The organism is Ornithinibacillus halotolerans (assembly GCF_014637405.1).
Taxonomy (GTDB): domain Bacteria; phylum Bacillota; class Bacilli; order Bacillales; family Amphibacillaceae; genus Ornithinibacillus; species Ornithinibacillus halotolerans.
Map to the genome: position 1 here is coordinate 26,684 of NZ_BMEY01000007.1, position 21,111 is coordinate 47,794.

General features: G+C 33.1%; 23 protein-coding genes. 16 read left to right on the plus strand and 7 right to left on the minus strand.

Translation table 11 applies throughout. The features are described 5' to 3' along the window. Positions 1 to 61 precede the first annotated feature (61 nt). Positions 62 to 1,333: an MFS transporter gene (locus IEV35_RS08185; protein WP_229740688.1), complete on the plus strand. Its 1,272-nt coding sequence runs from the start codon at positions 62 to 64 to the stop codon at positions 1,331 to 1,333. A 305-nt stretch (positions 1,334 to 1,638) separates the two neighbouring features. Here IEV35_RS08185 and IEV35_RS08190 read toward each other — a convergent pair whose 3' ends face one another. Next, positions 1,639 to 2,547 carry a zinc dependent phospholipase C family protein gene (locus tag IEV35_RS08190; protein WP_188384186.1) on the minus strand — a complete coding sequence of 303 codons (909 nt, stop codon included), beginning with the start codon at positions 2,545 to 2,547 and terminating at the stop codon, positions 1,639 to 1,641. Positions 2,548 to 2,741: 194 nt separating this feature from the next. On the opposite strand from IEV35_RS08190, the gene fumC reads away from it, so the two are divergent. From fumC to IEV35_RS08205, 3 genes are all read left to right on the plus strand, one after another. Beyond that, a complete protein-coding gene (fumC, locus tag IEV35_RS08195) occupies positions 2,742 to 4,127 on the plus strand; it encodes a class II fumarate hydratase (protein ID WP_188384187.1) in 1,386 nt (461 codons plus the stop codon). 271 nt (positions 4,128 to 4,398) lie between these two features. Continuing rightward, entirely contained in the window at positions 4,399 to 4,602 is a 204-nt protein-coding gene (locus tag IEV35_RS08200) for an alpha/beta-type small acid-soluble spore protein (RefSeq protein ID WP_188384188.1), read from the plus strand. Positions 4,603 to 4,762: 160 nt separating this feature from the next. Then, positions 4,763 to 4,957, plus strand: coding sequence for an alpha/beta-type small acid-soluble spore protein (locus IEV35_RS08205; protein ID WP_188384189.1), 195 nt, complete (start codon positions 4,763 to 4,765; stop codon positions 4,955 to 4,957). A 177-nt stretch (positions 4,958 to 5,134) separates the two neighbouring features. Here IEV35_RS08205 and IEV35_RS08210 read toward each other — a convergent pair whose 3' ends face one another. Together IEV35_RS08210 and IEV35_RS08215 are read right to left on the minus strand one after the other, a co-directional pair. Beyond that, positions 5,135 to 6,232, minus strand: coding sequence for an ABC transporter ATP-binding protein (locus IEV35_RS08210; protein WP_188384190.1), 1,098 nt, complete (start codon positions 6,230 to 6,232; stop codon positions 5,135 to 5,137). A gap of 123 nt (positions 6,233 to 6,355) precedes the next feature. Beyond that, positions 6,356 to 7,234, minus strand: a complete 879-nt coding sequence (locus IEV35_RS08215) for a PucR family transcriptional regulator (protein WP_188384191.1) — start codon at positions 7,232 to 7,234, stop codon at positions 6,356 to 6,358. 137 nt (positions 7,235 to 7,371) lie between these two features. Here IEV35_RS08215 and IEV35_RS08220 point away from each other — a divergent pair, with 137 nt between their 5' ends. Beyond that, positions 7,372 to 7,719 (plus strand): YlbF/YmcA family competence regulator, encoded by a 348-nt coding sequence (locus IEV35_RS08220; protein ID WP_188384192.1) that lies wholly within the window; start codon positions 7,372 to 7,374, stop codon positions 7,717 to 7,719. 129 nt (positions 7,720 to 7,848) lie between these two features. Continuing rightward, entirely contained in the window at positions 7,849 to 8,622 is a 774-nt protein-coding gene (locus IEV35_RS08225) for an enoyl-CoA hydratase (RefSeq protein WP_188384193.1), read from the plus strand. A gap of 63 nt (positions 8,623 to 8,685) precedes the next feature. Here IEV35_RS08225 and IEV35_RS08230 read toward each other — a convergent pair whose 3' ends face one another. Further along, positions 8,686 to 8,871, minus strand: coding sequence for a YhzD family protein (locus IEV35_RS08230; RefSeq protein WP_188384194.1), 186 nt, complete (start codon positions 8,869 to 8,871; stop codon positions 8,686 to 8,688). Between the two features lie 175 nt (positions 8,872 to 9,046). Here IEV35_RS08230 and IEV35_RS08235 point away from each other — a divergent pair, with 175 nt between their 5' ends. The 9 genes from IEV35_RS08235 (at position 9,047) to IEV35_RS08275 (ending at position 17,991) form a co-directional block, all read left to right on the plus strand. Further along, positions 9,047 to 9,256, plus strand: a complete 210-nt coding sequence (locus tag IEV35_RS08235) for a helix-turn-helix transcriptional regulator (protein ID WP_188384195.1) — start codon at positions 9,047 to 9,049, stop codon at positions 9,254 to 9,256. A 57-nt stretch (positions 9,257 to 9,313) separates the two neighbouring features. Further along, positions 9,314 to 9,631 carry a DUF2178 domain-containing protein gene (locus IEV35_RS08240; protein ID WP_188384196.1) on the plus strand — a complete coding sequence of 106 codons (318 nt, stop codon included), beginning with the start codon at positions 9,314 to 9,316 and terminating at the stop codon, positions 9,629 to 9,631. 12 nt (positions 9,632 to 9,643) lie between these two features. Further along, positions 9,644 to 10,543, plus strand: coding sequence for an ABC transporter ATP-binding protein (locus tag IEV35_RS08245; RefSeq protein WP_188384197.1), 900 nt, complete (start codon positions 9,644 to 9,646; stop codon positions 10,541 to 10,543). Then, entirely contained in the window at positions 10,527 to 11,774 is a 1,248-nt protein-coding gene (locus IEV35_RS08250; RefSeq protein WP_308419775.1) for an ABC transporter permease, read from the plus strand. Before IEV35_RS08245 ends, IEV35_RS08250 begins: the two co-directional genes overlap by 17 nt. A 109-nt stretch (positions 11,775 to 11,883) precedes the next feature. Then, positions 11,884 to 13,101: a metallophosphoesterase family protein gene (locus IEV35_RS08255; protein ID WP_229740689.1), complete on the plus strand. Its 1,218-nt coding sequence runs from the start codon at positions 11,884 to 11,886 to the stop codon at positions 13,099 to 13,101. 9 nt (positions 13,102 to 13,110) lie between these two features. Next, complete coding sequence (locus tag IEV35_RS08260) at positions 13,111 to 16,080, plus strand: ATP-binding protein (protein ID WP_188384200.1); 2,970 nt, start codon at positions 13,111 to 13,113, stop codon at positions 16,078 to 16,080. Between the two features lie 80 nt (positions 16,081 to 16,160). Beyond that, a complete protein-coding gene (locus tag IEV35_RS08265) occupies positions 16,161 to 16,709 on the plus strand; it encodes a GbsR/MarR family transcriptional regulator (protein WP_188384201.1) in 549 nt (182 codons plus the stop codon). Positions 16,710 to 16,784: 75 nt separating this feature from the next. Continuing rightward, a complete protein-coding gene (gene yhaM / locus IEV35_RS08270) occupies positions 16,785 to 17,732 on the plus strand; it encodes a 3'-5' exoribonuclease YhaM (RefSeq protein ID WP_188384202.1) in 948 nt (315 codons plus the stop codon). Between the two features lie 67 nt (positions 17,733 to 17,799). After that, entirely contained in the window at positions 17,800 to 17,991 is a 192-nt protein-coding gene (locus IEV35_RS08275; protein ID WP_188384203.1) for a sporulation YhaL family protein, read from the plus strand. A 47-nt stretch (positions 17,992 to 18,038) separates the two neighbouring features. Here the strand turns inward: IEV35_RS08275 and IEV35_RS08280 are convergent, their stop codons facing one another. Together IEV35_RS08280 and IEV35_RS08285 are read right to left on the minus strand one after the other, a co-directional pair. Further along, on the minus strand, positions 18,039 to 18,944 hold the full coding sequence (locus tag IEV35_RS08280; RefSeq protein WP_188384204.1) for a peptidylprolyl isomerase: 906 nt from the start codon (positions 18,942 to 18,944) through the stop codon (positions 18,039 to 18,041). Between the two features lie 454 nt (positions 18,945 to 19,398). After that, on the minus strand, positions 19,399 to 19,938 hold the full coding sequence (locus tag IEV35_RS08285; RefSeq protein ID WP_188384205.1) for a DUF3267 domain-containing protein: 540 nt from the start codon (positions 19,936 to 19,938) through the stop codon (positions 19,399 to 19,401). 186 nt (positions 19,939 to 20,124) lie between these two features. On the opposite strand from IEV35_RS08285, the gene IEV35_RS08290 reads away from it, so the two are divergent. Continuing rightward, a complete protein-coding gene (locus IEV35_RS08290) occupies positions 20,125 to 20,460 on the plus strand; it encodes a DUF1878 family protein (protein ID WP_188384206.1) in 336 nt (111 codons plus the stop codon). An 18-nt stretch (positions 20,461 to 20,478) separates the two neighbouring features. On the opposite strand, the gene IEV35_RS08295 is transcribed toward IEV35_RS08290, so the two are convergent. Next, positions 20,479 to 20,958: a GbsR/MarR family transcriptional regulator gene (locus IEV35_RS08295; protein WP_188384207.1), complete on the minus strand. Its 480-nt coding sequence runs from the start codon at positions 20,956 to 20,958 to the stop codon at positions 20,479 to 20,481. Positions 20,959 to 21,111 lie beyond the last annotated feature (153 nt).

Below are 21,111 nucleotides of genomic sequence, written 5' to 3' on the forward strand. Positions count from 1 at the left end.
TTTTAATATTGCCTCCATAATTTTGTGATATGTTTTTATAAGAAGATGGGAGAGTTGAGAATTGAAAAAAGATAAAAAAACTCAATTTAGTTGGGCGATGTACGACTTTGGTAACTCTGCTTTTGCTACAACGATGCTAGCCGCTATTTTACCAATATTTTATTCCAGTGTTGCTGCCAATAATATCGATAGTGGATTAGCGACAAGTTACTGGGGCTATGCGAACTCCATTGCAGTATTAATAGTCGCGATTTTAGCCCCTGTACTTGGAGCAATTGCTGATTTTTCAGCTGCGAAGAAGAAGTTTCTACGATTCTTTGCTTTTATGGGAATGGTTGCAAGTATTTCGCTTGCTTTCACTGGGCAAGGTGATTATATTTTCGTAGCCATCCTATTCATTATTGGATCAATTGGATTTTCTGGTGCGAACGTATTTTATGATGCATTCTTACCAGAGGTAGCAGATGAAAAAGATATAGACAAAGTGTCTACAAGAGGATTTGCTCTAGGCTATGTAGGCGGTGGAATATTATTATTAGTTAACGTGGCGATGATTCTAAAGCCAGGCTGGTTTGGTTTAGCTGATCAAGTGATGGCAATGAAAGTCTCTTTCGCAATGGTAGGATTATGGTGGCTAATCTTTTCTATCCCGCTTTTTAAAAACATTCATGATGAGAAGAAAGAACCTGTGAAACGGGATAAGTCGTATATGAGAATTGGCTTTTCAAGAATTGGAACGACATTCCGTGAGATCAGTCGATTTAAGCAATTATTACTTTTCTTATTTGCATTTTGGTTATTTAATGATGGAATCTCAACAATCATTCGGATGGCAACTATTTATGGAACGGAAATAGGAATCGGTCAAAATGATTTGATTGTTGCATTATTAATTACACAATTTGTTGGTATACCTTCAACCTTCTTCTTTGGATGGTTAGCAGGTAAAATTACAGCAAAACGAGCTTTAATGATTACACTTTTTATCTATCTAGGCATCGTTATTATCGGTTATTTTATGAATTCAGCCTTGCATTTCTATCTATTGGCAACAGCTGTTGGATTTGTTCAAGGTGGTGCACAAGCCTTAAGTAGATCCATCTATGGTCGAATGATACCTGAAAATAAAAAGGGTGAGTTCTTTGGATTTTACGGTATTTCCTCGAAGTTCTCAGCAGTATTTGGGCCATTTGTCTTCGGATTTGTAGGTCAAATAACTGGAAATAGTAGATTTGGTATTCTTTCGCTAATTGTATTCTTTATTGCCGGTATTATTTTATTAAGTTTAGTAAATGTACAAAAAGGAGTAGAAGCTGCGAAGAAAGCAGCATAATAACTAAGGGATAATTGGGATAATGCTGCATAACAATATTTAATATAGTACAATTATTTATAGAGGTGAGGTCATGTTAGATAAGAAATGGATCATAATCGGAATTATTTTTATTCTTTTGATCGGTATATATCTTACTCTTCGTTTGAATCCTCCACTATAAATGTTTAGCGATATTTTATTACTAGGGTGACCACTCAGTGGAATCTGCAGAATCTGAAAAGAACAAACCGAACTTACATTTACAGGTGCTAGAGCAATACACCTATAAAAGTACAAGTTCGGTTTTCTGTTTTTATATCGCATTAAATGATTGGTTTACAATATTGATTTTCCATATCTGATTCTAGTGGTAATCCAGTATCATATGAAATATCACCAAGAATTTCTATTAGCTCATCCTTATTTGTCCTATCATTCCAGTAGGAAATAACCTTTTTCATAATCTCAATTCCTTCAAATTTAGCCTGCTCATACAAATCGATAAAGCTTTTCTTACTTGGAATTTTAGTTGCTGGATGATACCAGGTAGCATGTTCCAAGTTTAAGTAGTCTTTATGATCGGTAATTGGTTGATGTGAAAATGGTGAAATTGTAGAACCAAGGACCTTAATTTTCCAACCATGTGGGTCTGCTAATAACTTTAATGCTAATTTCATGTCTTTATATGCTTTTATAATATTACTGACTGTATTTTCTTTTATATTTGGAAAATGCTTTTTAATAGTTTGATGAAGTAATTCAGCAATATCTCGCCTAAGTTTGTTATTGATATGAACTTCTTTATACACTGGCGTTTTCCAAGTTTTTAAATTCTTATATTTTTCCATCATCAATGTATCAATGACAATTTCTAGTTTGGAATGATTATTTCCACTATATCCGGCATGATAATGAACATATGGATGGGTGATTCTATCCAAGATGTGGTGAGTAATAAATCCAAATACATAAGATTTTATTTCATCACCTTTATTTTTTGCAGCTTCAATTAAATCAATTAGAAAGGCACCACATTTTTTGGTATGGAGGATATTTCCGATTTCATTAACTGGCTGGTCACTGATCCATGGCCAAAATTTATAATAGAAGAAAGGATCTGGACCTTGTGCGCCTATATTTAAAATATAATTATGATTATGGATTGAATCAGGTATTCCAGATGCATCAACTACATCTTCACAAAAAAGCATATGTGTCCATATATTAGGCATGAGTAATTCCTCCTAACCTATATACTATGATACATATAAGTATAATGGTAATTTAGAGGAATAGGAATTACAATTTTGTGAATTAATCCTAGCCCCATCATTTTTACTGAAATAAGATGTATTTAATTCTCATTTCTTAAAAATTTGGTACAATAGAATAGGATGTTAAAATCAACATTGGGGAGGAAGTACATATGGAATTTCGTATCGAACATGACACATTAGGGGAAGTAAAAGTTCCAACAGATAAATATTGGGGGGCACAAACACAGCGTAGTAAACAGAACTTTCCAATCGGAAATGAAACAATGCCGACTGAAATTATAAAAGCGTTTGCAATCTTGAAAATGAGTGCTGCAAAAGCTAATAGCGACTTAGGATTATTGGATGCTAAGAAGGCAGAAGCAATTGCCTATGCAGCTAAAGAAATTATCGAAGGAAACTTAGATGAGCATTTTCCACTAGTTGTTTGGCAAACTGGAAGTGGAACACAATCTAATATGAATTTGAATGAAGTTATTGCATATGTTGGAAATAATTGGTTGAAAGAGCAAGGAAGTGACTTAGTTCTTCATCCAAATGATGATGTCAATAAATCACAAAGCTCTAACGATACTTATCCAACTGCGATGCACGTAGCAGAAGTACTAAAAGTAGAAGATGTGGTACTACCAGCACTTCGTACATTAAAAGATACACTTAAAACAAAAATGGATGCTTTCCAGGATATTGTAAAAATAGGTCGTACACATTTACAAGATGCAACACCTTTAACACTTGGACAAGAAATAAGTGGATGGCATCGAATGTTAGAAAAATCAGAGGAGATGATTATTTCTAGCCTTCCGTACTTAAAAGAGTTAGCAATTGGTGGTACAGCAGTTGGTACTGGATTAAATGCACATCCTGAATTCTCTGATCGTGTATGTGCTGAAATTAGTAAGTTTACAGGTAAAGAATTTGTTTCTTCTCCAAACAAATTCCATGCATTAACGAGTCATGATGAAACAGTATTTGCTCATGGTGCTTTAAAAGGGCTTGCTGCTGATTTAATGAAAATCGCGAATGATGTTCGTTGGTTAGCTAGTGGACCTCGTTGTGGAATTGGAGAAATTACAATTCCAGAAAATGAACCAGGTAGTTCTATCATGCCAGGTAAAGTAAACCCAACTCAGAGTGAAGCTGTTACAATGGTTGCTGCTCAAGTTATGGGAAATGATGCTGCAATTGGTTTTGCTGCGAGTCAAGGTAACTTTGAACTAAACGTATTTAAACCAGTAATTGCATATAACTTCTTGCAATCTTGTCAACTACTTGCTGATAGTATGCTTTCATTTAATGATCGCTGTGCAGTAGGTATTGAACCAAATCTTGAAAATATCGAGAAAAACTTAAATGAGTCTTTAATGTTAGTAACAGCATTAAACCCACATATCGGTTATGAGAATGCTGCTAAAATCGCTAAAACAGCTTTCGCAAACAATTCAACACTAAAAGAAACTGCTGTTGAACTTGGATTACTAACTGCAGAAGAATTTGATAAATATGTGAATCCAAAAGAGATGACATATCCGAAATAAAGATGGAAGAACCTTACCTTTAATGGTAAGGTTTTTTTTGATTTAAATGGTGATAATTTTCCCTAATGTTGTAATGAAGGAGAAATGTAGATGGAAATCGAGAAGAAATCCTCTTCATTGTAGTTATGAAGTGGAAATGCTATTAGTTAAAAAAATTCAAATCTAAGTCTTCAAGAAAAGAAGTGTATTTTCTAACCACAATTTACCAAACATTTTTTGTGATAGAATTCTTGATTCTGCTCACAATATATATCACAGGAGGTGATAACACATGGCAAACAACAACAACTCAAACCAATTAGTAGTGCCTGGAGCACAACAAGCTTTAGACCAAATGAAATATGAAATCGCTTCTGAGTTTGGAGTAAACCTTGGTGGTGACACTACTTCTCGTGCTAACGGATCTGTTGGTGGAGAAATCACTAAGCGTCTAGTACAAGCTGCTCAACAACAATTATCTGGTAAAATTCAATAATGATGGCTTGGGTTAAAAACCCTTAAACAGGGAAAGTCTATAAGGCTTTCCCTTTATTGTCCCCAAATTTAGGACAACCTTATTCTATCTCAATTACCAGTGATTTCTTGTGATAAATCACGTTTAACAGTAAAACCTATGGATACAGGAGGTGATAAATATGGCAAGTAACAATTCAAACCAACTTCTTGTACCTGGTGTTGAACAGGCTCTTGAACAAATGAAATATGAAATTGCTTCTGAGTTTGGAGTAAATCTTGGTGGTGAAAATACTTCTCGTTCTAACGGTTCTGTTGGAGGAGAAATCACTAAACGATTAGTACAAACTGCTCAGCAACAACTTAATGGAAAATAGAATATAAATGGCAAAATAGGGGAGAGCTAATTGCTTTCCTCTATTTCTCTTTGATATGAGTATATTATTTACAAGTTTGTAGAAATAATTCCCTTTAATTAACATAAATTACATTTTTATTTCGTCTAAATGAATAGAAAAGAGAGGAGAATCTATCTCCTCTCTCACACCATACTATTATTTAATTCTTTCTTCTGTTTCTGCATCAAAGAAATGTGCTTTGTTCATATCAAATGCTAAATCGATTGTTTCACCACCGTGAATATCAGAACGAGAGTCAACTCGGGCAATAAAGTCTTGATCACTCACTTTAGAGTATAGGTATGTTTCTGCACCCATTAATTCTGCAACTTCTACTGTTGCAGTAATCTTTGTTGAAGGTGTTGATTCAATAAATACTAATTCGTCATGAATATCTTCAGGGCGAACGCCTAGTATTAATTCTTTATTTTCATATCCTTTTTCTCTTAGAAGTTTTAGTTTTCCTTCAGGAACTTTAATATTTACATCACCCATAACAAAGTTAGAATCTTTTAAATGACCATTAAAGAAGTTCATGGATGGTGAGCCAATAAATCCACCAACAAATACGTTGTTTGGATTATCATAAACTTCTTTTGGTGCTCCCACTTGCTGAATAACTCCATCTTTCATAACAACTAGACGTGTAGCCATTGTCATCGCTTCTGTTTGGTCATGTGTTACGTAAATGGTAGTTGTTTGTAAACGTTTGTGAAGTTTTTGAATCTCCGCACGCATTTGTACACGAAGTTTTGCATCTAGGTTAGAAAGTGGTTCGTCCATTAAGAAAACTTTTGCATCCCTAACAATTGCACGTCCTAATGCTACACGTTGACGCTGACCACCTGAAAGAGCTTTAGGCTTTCTGTCTAAATAAGCTTCAAGACCTAGAATTTTCGCTGCGTTTTGAACACGCTTATCAATTTCATCTTTCTTAAATTTACGTAGTTTTAAACCAAAAGCCATATTATCATATACGTTCATATGTGGATATAATGCATAGTTTTGGAAAACCATTGCAATATCACGATCTTTTGGAGCTACATCATTCATCTTTTTATCATCGATATAAAGTTCCCCTTCAGTAATCTCCTCAAGACCTGCAATCATACGAAGTGTAGTTGATTTACCACAACCAGACGGTCCAACAAACACGATAAATTCTTTGTCCTGTATGTGCAAGTTAAAATCGTTTACCGCAATTACTTCTTTGTCGTATTTCTTTTGAATATGTTCTAATCTTAGTTCAGCCATGTATATATCCCCCTTGTAATGAAAGCGTTTTAATTCTATCTTTATTATAGTGAATTTTATGCATGGACAAAATAGTAAACGTGCACAAAGAAATAGACTGTCTTTGTGCACGTTTACAAAAGGTTATTTACTATTTGCTAGTAATGCTAGATAAACTGAAACTGCTTGGTGGAAATTCCTAACGTCGATGCCAGTCTTTTCTTGGAATTTGTCTATACGATATTGGAGACTATTTCGGTGCATGTACAATTTCTTCGCAGCAACCGAAATATTTAAATTACTTTCTAGAAATACTTCCATTATTTTTGCAAATTCATTATCATCCTGGAATTCCTGCAATACTAAACTGATTACAGTTTTCTTAAAAGATAAGTTAGATTGCTCGACAAAGATAAACGGGATAGCATCTAAATAAGTGATCACGTTATTTTGTGAATAAAGAAATGAGATTTTTGCCCACTCCAATATGTAATGATAATATTGCCTCACATTAGGTAATTCAGTTTGATATGGGCCAACAAAGAAACGTATATTAATATACAAATCACTCATTAATGTATCGATAATTTCTTTGTAGGAGAGTGTATTCTCTGATTCAATGACCTCAATCATAATTCCTGTAGTTTCAGTTTCCCATAATAGATGCATTTCTGAATCAAATAATTGTCGAATTGCTTCATTAAATGTCTGTGGTTCAATTTGATTTGGAACAATTTGAAAGTATACAAAACGATACGTCAAATTTGTGTTAGGGATTGTACGTTTATTATTAATCCATTCGTACCATTTTTCTTCTGCGTCCGTCATTTTAGGAAATAGACTATAATATGGTTTTAATAATGTGTGCAATAATGCATTGTCTTTTTCATCCAATTCATTTGGCTCAATACCTATTAGTTGAGAATCTTCAGTTAAAAACCATTTGTATTTGTCGTTTAATTTAGTTGGAATCGTTCTATAATGTTGAATAGAAGGAAAAAATCGTTTTAGCTTTTCAATCAAAGGGAAAACCTCATTTTTAACTTTTTATTTCATTATACCAATAGTGTAAAAAAAATTCTTTTCAAAAATAGCTATTAGTATACATCAAAGTTTTCGTTTGTTATAGTGGGTGTAACCTATTCAAGGAGGAATTTGTTTTGGCAAATATGTATGATAGTGCCTATGATTTAGAAAAGGCCATTCGTGATAGTGAAGAATTTAAAGGTTTAAAGGATACGTTTGAAGCAGTTATGAATGATCCCTCTGCTAAAAAAATGTTCGAAGATTTCCGTGATACACAAATGGAGCTTCAACAAAAACAGATGCAGGGTCAAGATATTACAGAGGAAGAAATTGAAAAAGCTCGTCAAGTTGTAGAACTTGTTCAACAACATGAAGGAATTTCTAAACTGATGGAAGCAGAACAACGACTAAACTTAGTTATTAACGAATTAAGTCAAATCATTACAAAACCGTTAGAAGAATTATACGGCTCCCAGCAATAAGATTAAAAACACAGGATGCTAAATTTCCTGTGTTTTTTTTATGCCTATATTTGTTATGCGAAAGAAGGAATTTGCTTGTTTCAGAGCGAATATGTTGGATAGATAGATTATAAAAAGGGGGAAATTATCTTGAATTTTGTAAAATACGAACGTAACAATGGGGTAAGCTCTATTATTTTAAATCGCCCAGATCGTTTTAATGCATTAAACAGAGAAACTTTATTAGAACTATTGGATGTTATTAAAAAAGTAGAAAAAAACGATGATCGAATTGTAATTTTATCAGGAGAAGGTAAAGCTTTCTGTGCTGGTGGGGATATTGGAATGATGAAGGACTTCTCGAACAAGGAATTTTTTGATGAAGTAATGGAAACAATCGGAGAAGTCGTACGAACATTATATATGATGCCAAAGATTGTAATCTCAGCCGTTCAAGGTTCGGCTGCAGGTCTAGGATTAAGTTTAGCATTAACAGCTGATTATGTTATTGCAAATAGTGAAGCAAAATTTGCTATGTTGTTTATGGGAGTTGGTTTAGCACCAGATGGTGGAGGACATTTTTGGGCGGAACAGCGTCTCGGATCTCATCAAGCGAAACAATTTATTTGGGGAAATCCTCGGCAAATACTTGGTAAAGATGCAAAACAAGTAGGGTTAGCGGATATAATCACAGATGGAGATGTCAAAGAAGAAGTTGAAAAATTAGTCGGGGTTCTCCGTGAATCTCCATTAGAAGCAATGTTAAAAACAAAATTAACTTATCATGAGTTACACCTTAATACGTTAAATGCTTATTTGAAAAAAGAACAAGAAAATCAATGGGATTTACGTCGAACAGAAGATCATAAAGAAGGAGTAAGTGCGTTTCTAGAAAAACGCAAACCAAGCTTTAAAGGGAAGTAATATTGTAGGTAATATTGGATTAAGCTGTCTAAAGGAGTAATTAAACTTTAGACAGCTTATTTATTAACGATGAAATAATATTAACTTAGCCTCTGGTGAAACACATCGATGAGTATGTTCTAGGTATCCTTCTTTTTCTAATCGCTCTTCCCCAATTTTTTTTGCATCTTGATCATTCTCTGCTTTAAACGTCTCGTCTAACAATTTTTCCCCAGTTTTATTAAATACCGTTAATGCATAAGTCCTCATTTTCGTCCCTCCTGAAGTATAGTTCCATTGGTATATATTCTCTTTTTCTTTCGTAAATCCTTCTTTCCTCCCCATTTTGTAAAAAATAAATTATTTTGTAAAGTCCCCTTGACATTTTTAGATAATGTATAGTACGCTTTACGTAAAGTTAACTTTACAAAAGTAGGAGATCGTGATGAAAACTTTAATAAAGGAAAAACGAGTAGAACGAAATATGACCCAAGAAGAATTATCACAAGTTTTAAAAGTATCTAGGCAAACAATTATTTCCTTAGAAAAAGGGAAGTATAAGCCTTCGCTTGTACTCGCACATAAACTTGCTCAAATATTTGAGTGTGCGATTGAAGATTTATTTATTTTTGAGGGGGATGAGAATGTTCGATAAGTTGGAAAATCCGTGGATATTAAAAAAGAATCTTAATAAATAGTTTGGGGGAATATGATGTTTAGTCAAGAATTTACCGAAGCACCTTGGGTAGTACTCCTACTTATAGGTAACTATATTTTTATGTTAATGATATTTTTTATTCAACGTAAAGTGGGAATGAAAAATCACCGTTATGATGAGCGGTATTACCATGTAAATAATCGAGCGAAAGGAAGAACATGGGATATTATGCTCGTTATTATGCTTATTGCATGGCCAATTGTCATCATTTTTGATGGTATATCTTTTGCATTTTTCTTATTAACAGCTTTATACATGCTACACTGTCTCATCTTTGGAATTGTTGTAGCTTATTATCAAAGGAAGGAATAGGAGGGAAGAAATATGAGTTTGAAATTGTCAAATGTAACAAAGCGGTTCGGAAAAAACATAGCTGTAAACAATCTTTCTTTAGAAATTCCAGAAAATGAGATGTTTGGTTTTTTAGGTGGTAACGGGGCAGGGAAAACGACAACATTTCGAATGATCCTCGGATTATTAGGCATAACTTCTGGTGAAATTTCTTGGAAAGGAGAAAGAATAGATTATCAGAAAAGTAGTATTATCGGATATCTTCCTGAGGAAAGAGGATTATATCCGAAGTTAAAAGTAAGAGATCAAATAGTCTATTTAGCACGTTTACGAGGAATGGATAAAAAAGACGCAGTAAAGGAATTAGAGATGTGGTTAGAGCGGTTTAAGGTGCCAGAATATATGGATAAAAAAGTGGAGGAGTTATCGAAAGGTAATCAACAGAAGATCCAATTTATTTCAGCAGTTTTACATCAGCCGGAGTTGTTAATTTTAGATGAACCATTTTCAGGGTTAGATCCTATTAATGTTGAAATGCTGAAAGAAGCTGTTATTGATTTAAAGAAACAAGGTACATCTATTGTATTTTCATCTCATCGAATGGATCATGTAGAAGAACTATGTGAGCATTTGTGTATCCTCCAAAAAGGAAATCCTGTCGTTCATGGTTCACTACGAGAAATTAAACGCTCTTTCGGTAAAAAGAATCTTAGTATACATGCAGATTTTGATTTAACTTTTCTAGAGAAAATGAACGGTGTAGCTAAATATAAAAAAACGATGAATGGTTGTGAACTACAAATAACAGATGAACATGTATCACAGGAAATATTCCGTGAACTTCAAGATAAAGGGTTTATTCGTAAGTTTGAATTAGAAGAGCCGTCGTTAAATGATATTTTTATCGAGAAGGTAGGTGCAAGCTTTGAATAAGTTCTGGATAATCACCTCACATACGTATGTTACGAAATTGAAATCGAAAGCATTTTATATTAGTACGATCTTAATCCTTTTTTTTCTCATGTTAATGTTAAACTTTGACTCTATTATTGAATCTTTTGTAGGTGATGACGAGAAAAAAGTAGCAATAATAGATGAATCAGATATATTACTAGAATATATTACCGTTCAACCAAATGAAGAAGTGAACATGGAACCATTCACAGAGTCAGTCGAGGAAGCAAAGAGTCTAGTGCTTGAAGGGGATTATGACGCACTATTATTGTTGAATCTAGATTCTAATGGATTTCCAGAGGCAACTTTCTTTGCAGAAAATATAACTGATTCTTCGCTTCAGACGACCATTCAACAACAGTTACAGCAAGCAAAAGTGGCGCTTACAACTTCAAAGCTAGGAGTAGACCAGAGTGAAATTGCTAATATGTTTATTCCAGTTGAATGGACTACTGTAGCATTAGATACAAATAGTAAATCTCAAGAAGAGCTAGACCAGGCTCGTGGAATCGTCTATTTGATACTACTATTTTTATATGTGTCGGTTATAATGTATGGATCGATTATAGCGACAGATGTGGCGACAGAGAAATCTTCAAGAGTAATGGAACTACTCATATCTAGTGTTTCACCTATTGTCCATATGTTTGCTAAAATAATCGGGATTGCTTTAGTAGGGTTAACTCAAATTGCTCTATTTATCTTAGTTTCCTTTATCATGCTCCAAGTTAATAAGGATCGTGTTGGTGGAATCCTTGAGTCATTTGGACTGCAAGATGCATCCATTTCTATTATTTTATATGGGATACTGTTCTTCTTGTTGGGATACTTCTTATATGCAACATTAGCAGCCATGTTAGGGTCTTTAGTGACACGTGTAGAAGAAGCAAACCAAATTATTACTCCACTTATTATGTTACTTGCGCTGGCATTTTTCTTAGCAATATTCGGGATGAATACACCAGACTCACAACTTGTGACGATTACATCTTATATTCCATTTTTCTCACCAATGCTCATGTTTATCCGTGTAGGACTATTAGATATAGCGGCATGGGAAGTACTCTTGTCAGTTGGAGTATTACTAGTCACTATTCTTCTTTTGGCTATAATTGGAGCGAAAGTATATAAAGGTGGCGTACTCATGTACGGCAAGTCGAATGCCTTCAAAGATATTAAGAAAGCATTACAGTTGACTAAAAAAGAATAGGTTTTAATGGGGTATTTATATGACGTAAGTACCCCTTTTCTTTCCACTAATTGTCGAACGTGCATTCGTATATCAATTCTGATAAAATATACAAAAAGGAGGGGTGTTTATGAAAATATCCTTTATTCATGCTGCCGACTTACATCTTGACAGCCCATTCAGAGGGCTAGCAGGTGTCGATAATCATCTATTTCACGAAATTCGCCAAAGTACATTTCATGCATTAGATAATTTAGTTAATATTGCCATTAAGAAAAAAGTAGATTTTATCCTACTTGTTGGTGACTTATTTGATAATGATAAACAAAGTTTAAAAGCACAAATAAAGTTGAGGACTGCTTTTGAACAACTTCATCACCACGGAATACAAGTATATCTTTCGTATGGAAATCATGATTATTTGTCAGGTAATATTTATCCGATAACATATCCTGAAAATGTACATATATTTAATGAAGAAAACATCCATTCTTTTATCTATGAAAAAGAAAAAAAGCCATTGGCAAAAATCTATGGATTTAGTTATGAAAAAAGAGCAGTTATTGAGAGAAAAATTGACCAGTATACAAAATCAGATCCGGAAATACCTTTCCATATTGGTATGCTTCATGGAAGTATTGAAAGCAATACAGAACATGATACATATGCTCCATTTCAAATTAATGATTTAGTGGAAAAAGATTTTAATTATTGGGCATTAGGCCATATTCATAAACGTGAAATCTTAAAGGAAAACCCATTCATCATATACCCAGGTAATATACAAGGTAGAAATCGTAAAGAAATTGGCGATAAAGGTTGTTATTATGTTGAATTGTCCATACATGATAGTCAGTTAGAATTTATCCCACTTCAGGCAGTTACATTCGATCGTTTAAATATTGATATAACTAATTGCGAAACAATCCATCAAGTTGAAATTCATGTAGTGGCGGAATTAAAAAAACAGAACTACCAATTACCACAATTACTCGAGCTGACATTAGAAAGTAAGCATACAATCGTGAACGAATGGAAAAATGAGGAATTATTAGAAGATATTATCGACATTATAAACGAATCATTTATGCAATATCATAATTGGATTCATATCTATCGTTATTCTCTAGTTCATACTGGAATTGATAAGGAAAAACTTCAAACAGGTGATCATTTCATTGGAGAATTGTCACAGTTAATAGATATGGCTTCTGTAACAGATTATTTAAGTGAAATTCTGCAACATAAAGAAGCCAGAAAATATATGGATACAATCTCTAATGAAGAAATAACTTCCATTAAGAAAGAAGCGTATGAACTGCTTGTACATGAACTTTTAAAAGAGTGAGGTGAAGATATGAAGTTACAAAAGGCTACCATTTATGGTTTTGGTAAATGGGTAGATTATACGATAGACTTTTCTAACCGTTCATTTCTAGCAATTTACGGAGAAAATGAGTCTGGAAAAACGACTATTCAACAATTTATTTTATTTATGCTTTTTGGATTACCACCAAAAGACCGGAAACAGTTTCAACCAAAAACAAGTGGTAAATTAGGAGGCAGACTAACTGTAATTGATCCTGAGATTGGTAACTTTACAATCGAACGATTAGGAGGTTCTCGAAATGGTGCTGCTGTTTGTTTTACTCCAGATGGAAACGAGTACCCTGAAGAATGGTTAAAAGAAAGGCTTGGAGGAGTCGATAGAAAAACATATCAATCTATTTTTTCATTTTCAGCAATGGATTTAAGTGAGTTGCAAGAGGTGAAAGATGAAGATTTAAGTGAAATGTTACTTGGAATTGGTTTAACTGGTTCAACTAGAATTCAGTCTGTTGAAAAGAAGTTCATGCAACGACTAGGGGAATATTTTAAACCATACGGAAAAAATCCAATCATTAATCAACAGTTAATAAAACTAGAAAAACTGGATGGAGAATTGGCACGATTGAAATTAGAAGAAGCTACATATCGTGATAAGAAAAATAAAAGTCTAGAATTAGAAAAAAATCTGCAACAAATCCAAAGCAAAATAAAAAAGAAAAAAGATACGATAATTAAATTAGAAAGAATGATTCAAACTCTTCCATTAGTAGAAGAATATATAAATTACCAACATCGATTAAAACAGTTACCAGAAGACATTTTATTTCCAGAGAATGGAGTAGTCCGACTTCAATCCTTAAAAGAAAAACTACTTCCTATCCAAAGTGAAAGGAAGATTAGTGAGACGACTAAATCGAATTTATTAAAAGAAAATAAAGAACTGGAGTCAATGAATCAGAATTTCCCGATTGAGGAAGCGGATAAACTTTTGTCTTACTACTCAACATATGAAGAGATACATAAAGAGTATAGCTCAATCATTAAACAGCACAGGAAACTTGAAGAAGAAATACAAGCAGGAATAACGGACCTAAATATAGACATGAGTATGCAAGAATTATCTACTCTTCACCTACCTTTTCATATTGAAAATCAATGGAAGGAATTAAAGGTACAAAAAGAGAAACTTACGAATGATAAGCAGAGTATTGTGGAACAGATTCATTTACAACAATTAAAACAATCACGGATTGAAAAAGAAATAGAGGATATTAATGTTAGTTTACTCCCTCCTGAAAAAAAGAAGGAATTGGAAGAGATTGTGGATTCTCATACAGAGAGTAAATTAAAGATTGCCCTCCATCAGAAAAATGTACAAAAGCAAGTAAAATGGGAAAAAACAAAAGAGAAAACATCCAAACGAATATCGCGTTTATTAATAGTAAGTATTATTATTGGTATCGTATTAGGTTGCATGACGGTTCTTACGGATAATTTATTATTTATTAACTTGAGTGCACTTATAGTCCTTTTAGGAATTGCTCAATATGGGTTAGGAAAGAAATCCATTCAACAAATGGACTTAATGATAACGGATAGTACTATCCCAGAAGGGTTACCAGAAATCTCAGATCAAGAGCTGAATAAGGCAGAACGGTTACTTCAAATAAATGGGGAAAATAAAAGGGAACTAGAATTATTACAAGATAAGCTCAGAGATTGTGAGATTCAAATAAATCATTTGCTAGAACAACAACAATTACTAAAAATGAAAGAAGTAGATTTGAGTCAAAAAATAAGCGAACAAATACATGCATATCCTTTCCTTGCCAATCAAAAACTTGAATACTGGCCAGAACTTTTACACACGTTGAGAAATGTTCTATTAAAGAACAAGGAGTTAACTGAAGTAGTTGATAAAAACAAAAGTCTACAGGAAAAAATAGATCAATTCCATCATTTGATTGAACAGTTTTTCAAGACATATTCATTTGAAACAAAGCTTCAAACTGTACAAGCAAAAATGGAACTACTTGCATCAATCGTAGAAGAATATAAGGATAGAAAACAGCAAATTAACCAAACAACAAAATTAATAAAGGAAAGAGAAAAACATATCGAAGAACTAACGATTACATGTGCAACAATTGAAAATGAGATTCAAATACTATTAAACAAGGCTAATGTGAAGGATGAAGAAGAATTTTATAAGAAATCTAATGAATTAATAGAGAGACAAGAACTAATAGCTGCAAGTGAGAAAATTATTGCACAAGTAAATAACTTCACACCAGTTGAATGGGAGGAATTTATCGAACAGCCTCCTTTAAAGAATTCTCTTGAATTAGAAATAGAAGAGGCGAATGAGCAAATTAACATATTAGAGGAAGAATTAGATAAAACTAGGCATCAGCTAGCTCAACTTAAGGTGGAGTTCCAACGATTGGAATCTTCAGAAGCATACTCAGAAAAAATGCATCAATTCGAAAGTGAAAAAGAAAAACTTACAAAACTTGTTCGAAGTTGGGCAATATTAAAAACGGCAAAAGAATTATTAGCAGAGACAAAAGATAATTTTAGAGACACATACTTAGAAAAAGTTTTACAAAAAACTAGTTATTTCTTTGGACGAATCACTAATGGATATTATAGTACTGTTTATCCGCCTTCAGAATATAAACCATTTATAGTGGAGAGAAATGATCATACAAGGTTTCATGTGAATGAATTATCTCAAGGTACAATCAATCAGCTATATGTCTCCTTGCGATTAGCAATTAGTGACGTAATGAGTGAGAAAACACATTTACCATTTATTATTGATGATGCATTTGTTCATTTTGATTCACAGAGAAATAGTACTATGATTGGTATTCTAGAGGAGTTTTCAACAAGACATCAAATTCTATTTTTCACATGTAGAGATGAAGTTCGTGAAAGTTTTTTCGACAAAAACTTAATCCAGTTGACAAATATGACTCCATTAGTGGAAAATTAATGGAAAACAAGGTACAATCAATTTGATTAAAATGACATATATGAATGGAATTGTACAACTTGCAAATGGAGGGACATCCATTGACGGAAGACAAAAAGAGCAAAGAATGGGAAAAACATGAAGAAACAATAGAAAAGTTTATCCAAACCATTGCCAAAAATATGAATTTATACGGAGTTACTTCTTCTATTGGTAGATTATATGGGGTGTTATATTTTTCCGATGAACCAATGACATTGGATGATATGCGAGATGCACTTGAGATGAGTAAGACAAGTATGTCAACCGGAGTACGAACTTTGTACGATATGAAAATGGTAGAATCCACATATAGAAAAGGAATTCGAAAAGACCTATACCAGTCAGAAGAAGATTGGTATAAATCTTTTACGTCATTATTTGGTGGAAGATGGAGAAAACAGACCGAGTCAAATATCGAAGAGGCGGAAGAAACAAAAGAAGAATTATTAAAACTGTATGATTCTACAGAGGATAGTGAATTAAAAGAGCGTATAACCCGGGATTTGGACCGATTAGAATATGCACAAGACTATTATGACTGGTTAATGAAATTTATCCAGGTTGTAGAGTCTGGTAAGATATTTGAATATATACCTAAAAACAAATAAATTCTAATCAGGTGGGATTGACTATTGCTAAAGATTGCATGTCAATCTCATTTCTGTTAATGGGGAGGAAAACAAATGAAAAATGGGATCGGAGACTATCAAATAGGGGATTCGTTTGAAGGGTTTGTGTTAATTAAAGAATCAGTAAAGGGAACAACAACAAACGGAAAGCCATTTCTAACTTTAATGTTACGGGATGCAACTGGAGAAATTGAAGCAAAATTATGGGATGTAACGAAGGAAGATGAAACCTTATTCTGTCAGGAACAAATAATTCGAATTACTGGTGAGGTCAATCAGTTTCGCGGAAAAGCACAAATGAGAATTAATTCTATTCGTCTAGCCCATGAAATGGATGGGGTTCAACTATCTGACTTTATAGAAAAAGCACCAGTTGAGCAAGATGAATTAATAGCAACATTAACCGAAACGATATTTGAGATGACCAATCCAACAATCCAACGTATCGTAAGAGCAATTGTAAAGAAATATCAGGAGCCATTACTAATTTACCCTGCAGCATCAAGGAACCACCATGAATATGTGTCAGGACTTTTACATCATATTGTAAGTATGTTAAAAATCGCTCGTGAACTTTGTGAACTGTATCCGCAAGTTAACAAAGATTTATTATATGCAGGGATTATTTTACATGATATAGGCAAGATGAAAGAATTATCCGGAGTTATTTCAACTTCCTATACATTGGAAGGAAAGTTGTTAGGGCATATCCCAATCATGATTGAAGAAATTGGCCATGTTGCTAAAGAATTAAACGTTGATGGCGAAGAAGTACTGATTTTACAACACTTAGTGCTCTCTCATCATGGGAAAGCGGAGTGGGGGAGTCCTACACCACCTTTAGTACGGGAAGCCGAATTATTACATCTTATCGATTTAATTGATGCTAAAATGAATATGTTGAATCGAGCACTTGATAAAGTAAAACCGGGTGAATTTACTGAACGATTATTTCCTCTGGATAATCGAACATTTTATAAACCTACCTTTGAAAATAGTTAAAAAAGTAATGAATTGAACTCCTTGTACATATATATGGAATATGTAGATTGGACAAGGAGGGTATATGATGATTCTAGGAATGCCTTGGTGGGTTTTAGCAGTAATAATTTTTATATTCTTTAGCGGCTATATGGCTTTTCGAGCGATGCGTGCAGAAAAGGAATTGGAAAAGCACTATATTGAGCGAGAAGGGCAAATCTATATAGATCGAATGAATGAAGAACGGGAAGAAAGGCATAACAGAAATGCAACTAGTTAAAAAAAGGGTCTGTCCACTTTACTTAGGACAGACCCTTCTATCTATTCTTAACCTTGAGCTTCTGGTTGTGTAAATAGATCTTTGAACTCATCAATTTTAATATCTATATCTGCATCTTCAATCAGTTTATTTAACTTCTCTTGAACAGCAGCAAAATCAACTTTTTCTGATGCTAATTCTTTACGAATTTTACTTTCTTCATCTTCAAACGTAGGGATATCTGTTACTTTAATGAAGTGAGTACCGAATTCTGATTCAACAGGACCACTAACTTCATCTTCACCTAATGCAAATGCGGCATCTTCAAATGGCTTTACCATTTTCCCTGTAGCGAAGTAACCAAGATCACCGCCGTTTTCAGCAGAACCGTCTGAAGAATATTCTTTAGCTAACTCTGCAAAATCAGCGCCTTCATCAAGTTTCTTCTGTACTTCAGCTACTTTTGCATCAAAATCCTCATCATCTTTACTAATTAAGATGTGGCTTGCACGAATTGCAATTTGTCTGTTTTCTTTCATTTCGTCAAATTTCTCTTTCACTTCATCATCAGAGATTTCAACATCTTCAAACATTAACTTTTCTTGTAATAGTCTTTCGTATGTTTGTTTACGGAATGCTTCTTCATCAGCAAAACGATTTTGCATTAACCATAAAGAGAACATATCACCTTGCTCATCTTTTACTTCTTGAACTGCTGTATCTACTTCTTCATCAGTCACTTCGTATTTATCTTCTAATACATTTAATACGACCATATTGTATAGTGTATTTTCGCCAAAGTATTCCTTCATTTCATTGTAGAATTCTTCTTTGGAAATATCGCCTATTTTCGATTCAACAACGATATCTGGATCGTTAGAAGTTGAATCTGAATTTTTTTCGTCATTATCAGCCGTACATGCTGACAGAAGCAAAGCACCAGCAGTAATTGTTGCAATCGTTAATTTCTTCATAAATACACTCCTAATCTGTAACTTACTTTTCTTGCTAAAAATAAATATACCACAGTTTGTCTATATTATAATAGCTAAAAGGAGAATTACATATTTTTTACACATATTTCCTCATCATTTAAACCATCACATTTAAAACTCTGACATAGGAGGATACGAGCAAGATAAGTATCATAATATTTGTAACACGAAAAACATTAGCTCGCTTAGTAGCATTCATTTCCAGTTTGTTACAAAATTTATCCGTCAATGTATTAAAAATGAATAAAATAATGAATGCATATATAAGAAAGAAAATTATCATAATTAAATGCCTCCCTAAACCTAAAAATAACTATCATTTAAATAGAACGATAGATACCTATAAAATACTGTAACAAAAAATTCAAATTAAGGATAGTGAAAAAAGCCTCTTTTCGAATGTAAAAAAAGAAGAGGGAGTATTTTCCCTCTTCTAATTGGCTTTTAAAAGAATATCAAAGCCTTCGTTATCTTTTTCTATTACTGCGTGTTTTGGTGCTTTTAGTAGATGTCTGATTGTGACAAAATCTAAAAAGGACATTCCTATATTGATGGCTGTAACAATTAAAAAGTAAACATACAATCCAGGAAATAGAAATGCTAAAATTAATCCAGGAATAGTAATAGTCAGAGTTGGTGTTATTGTAGATAGTAAAAAGGCATTCTTACTAATATGGGCGTCTGTATAAAATGTATAGATTGGTAAGGCTTTTTTTCTATTAACAATTAAATTAATTCGTCTATTTTGTATAATTAATGGTAAAATATGCATAAAGGAATGAAGAGAAGGTAATAAAATAATTGCCAAAAGTAAATAAACGATCCCTTTATCAGTAATATTGTTACCTTGGTGCATAATAGAGAATGGTACATTTAATATGATAAAAGTTATTATCGTGATGAAAGTTGAAATTAGATTTACCCATTTTGTACCATAATGTCTATCGATATTTATAGACTTCCAGCAGATCATATGAATACCCTCCTCTTCATGTCATAATAAATTTTTAACTATCTATTATTCTAACGTTTACGATAATAGTACCATATGTTATAAAAAGCAATAGGTTTTTATAAAGAAGTGTAAATAAAAATACTACCAATTGTGATTGTTTTCGTAAAACTTCTTATTTTTACTGTTGAAGGAGGGAAATGAAGTTTGTCCGAGTTGAATAATCTTACCTTATTTCAATTGCAATTATTAACTAAGATTATCGATATCAATAAATACCCTTTTACAAAGCTTGTGATTGAGCATCAACTGACACAAGAAGAGTATAATGAACTTTTTTCCACTCTTGAACAATTAAATGGAGAATATCAAGAACAAATCGAAGAGGGATTATTAGATTATTCGTCCCATCTTGTTCGATTTGTAGGGAGTTTAAGCGATAAATTAGAACCAACGGAAACAGTCTATGCTTTACATCAAGAAGGATTTTATCCAGATTTGCTGAGTGAATTTATTAAAATTATAAAAAAAGATGGCTTATAGGGAATTTCCCCATAGCCATCATTTTTTTATTTCGGAAGCTTCTTTGAAAAACGAATCTAACTTGGTATGGAATGTTAATATTTCTTCAAGCTTCTCTTGGAGATCTTCATCTTTCTCCTCTTCTCGTAATTGATCAAATTGATACTTAAGTTCAATTACAGCTTCATTTCTGATTTCTGTCGCATCATTCCACTTTTTTATATAAGAACTTAATAATGTTCTATATAATTGTTTGTTTGCTTGGTATAAATCTTTTCGTACTCCTCTTTTCCATACACGCTTAACGAGATTTAGTTCTCCTAGATTTCGAATACCGTTACTCATTGTCGTTTTTGATTTACCTAATGCATCACTTAATTCGTCAAGAGTTAACGGTTTACCTTCTACATATAAAAAGGAAAAAATCCGAGCTTCAATTGGGGTTAAATCAAATAATTCTAATGTTTTTGCAAATTCTAGCAAAATACCATTCTTCAATTCGGTGCTGTTATTCAACATGCAAACCTCCTAAATATCACCTAATAATAAGGTTACATTAGTCTGTTGAATTTTAAAAATTGATAGTTGGTACGTATTTGGGAGTATTATGGAGCATTTAAAAGGATAACATCCGTTTAATACGTACAGTTTTAACTGTATGAAAAATACAAT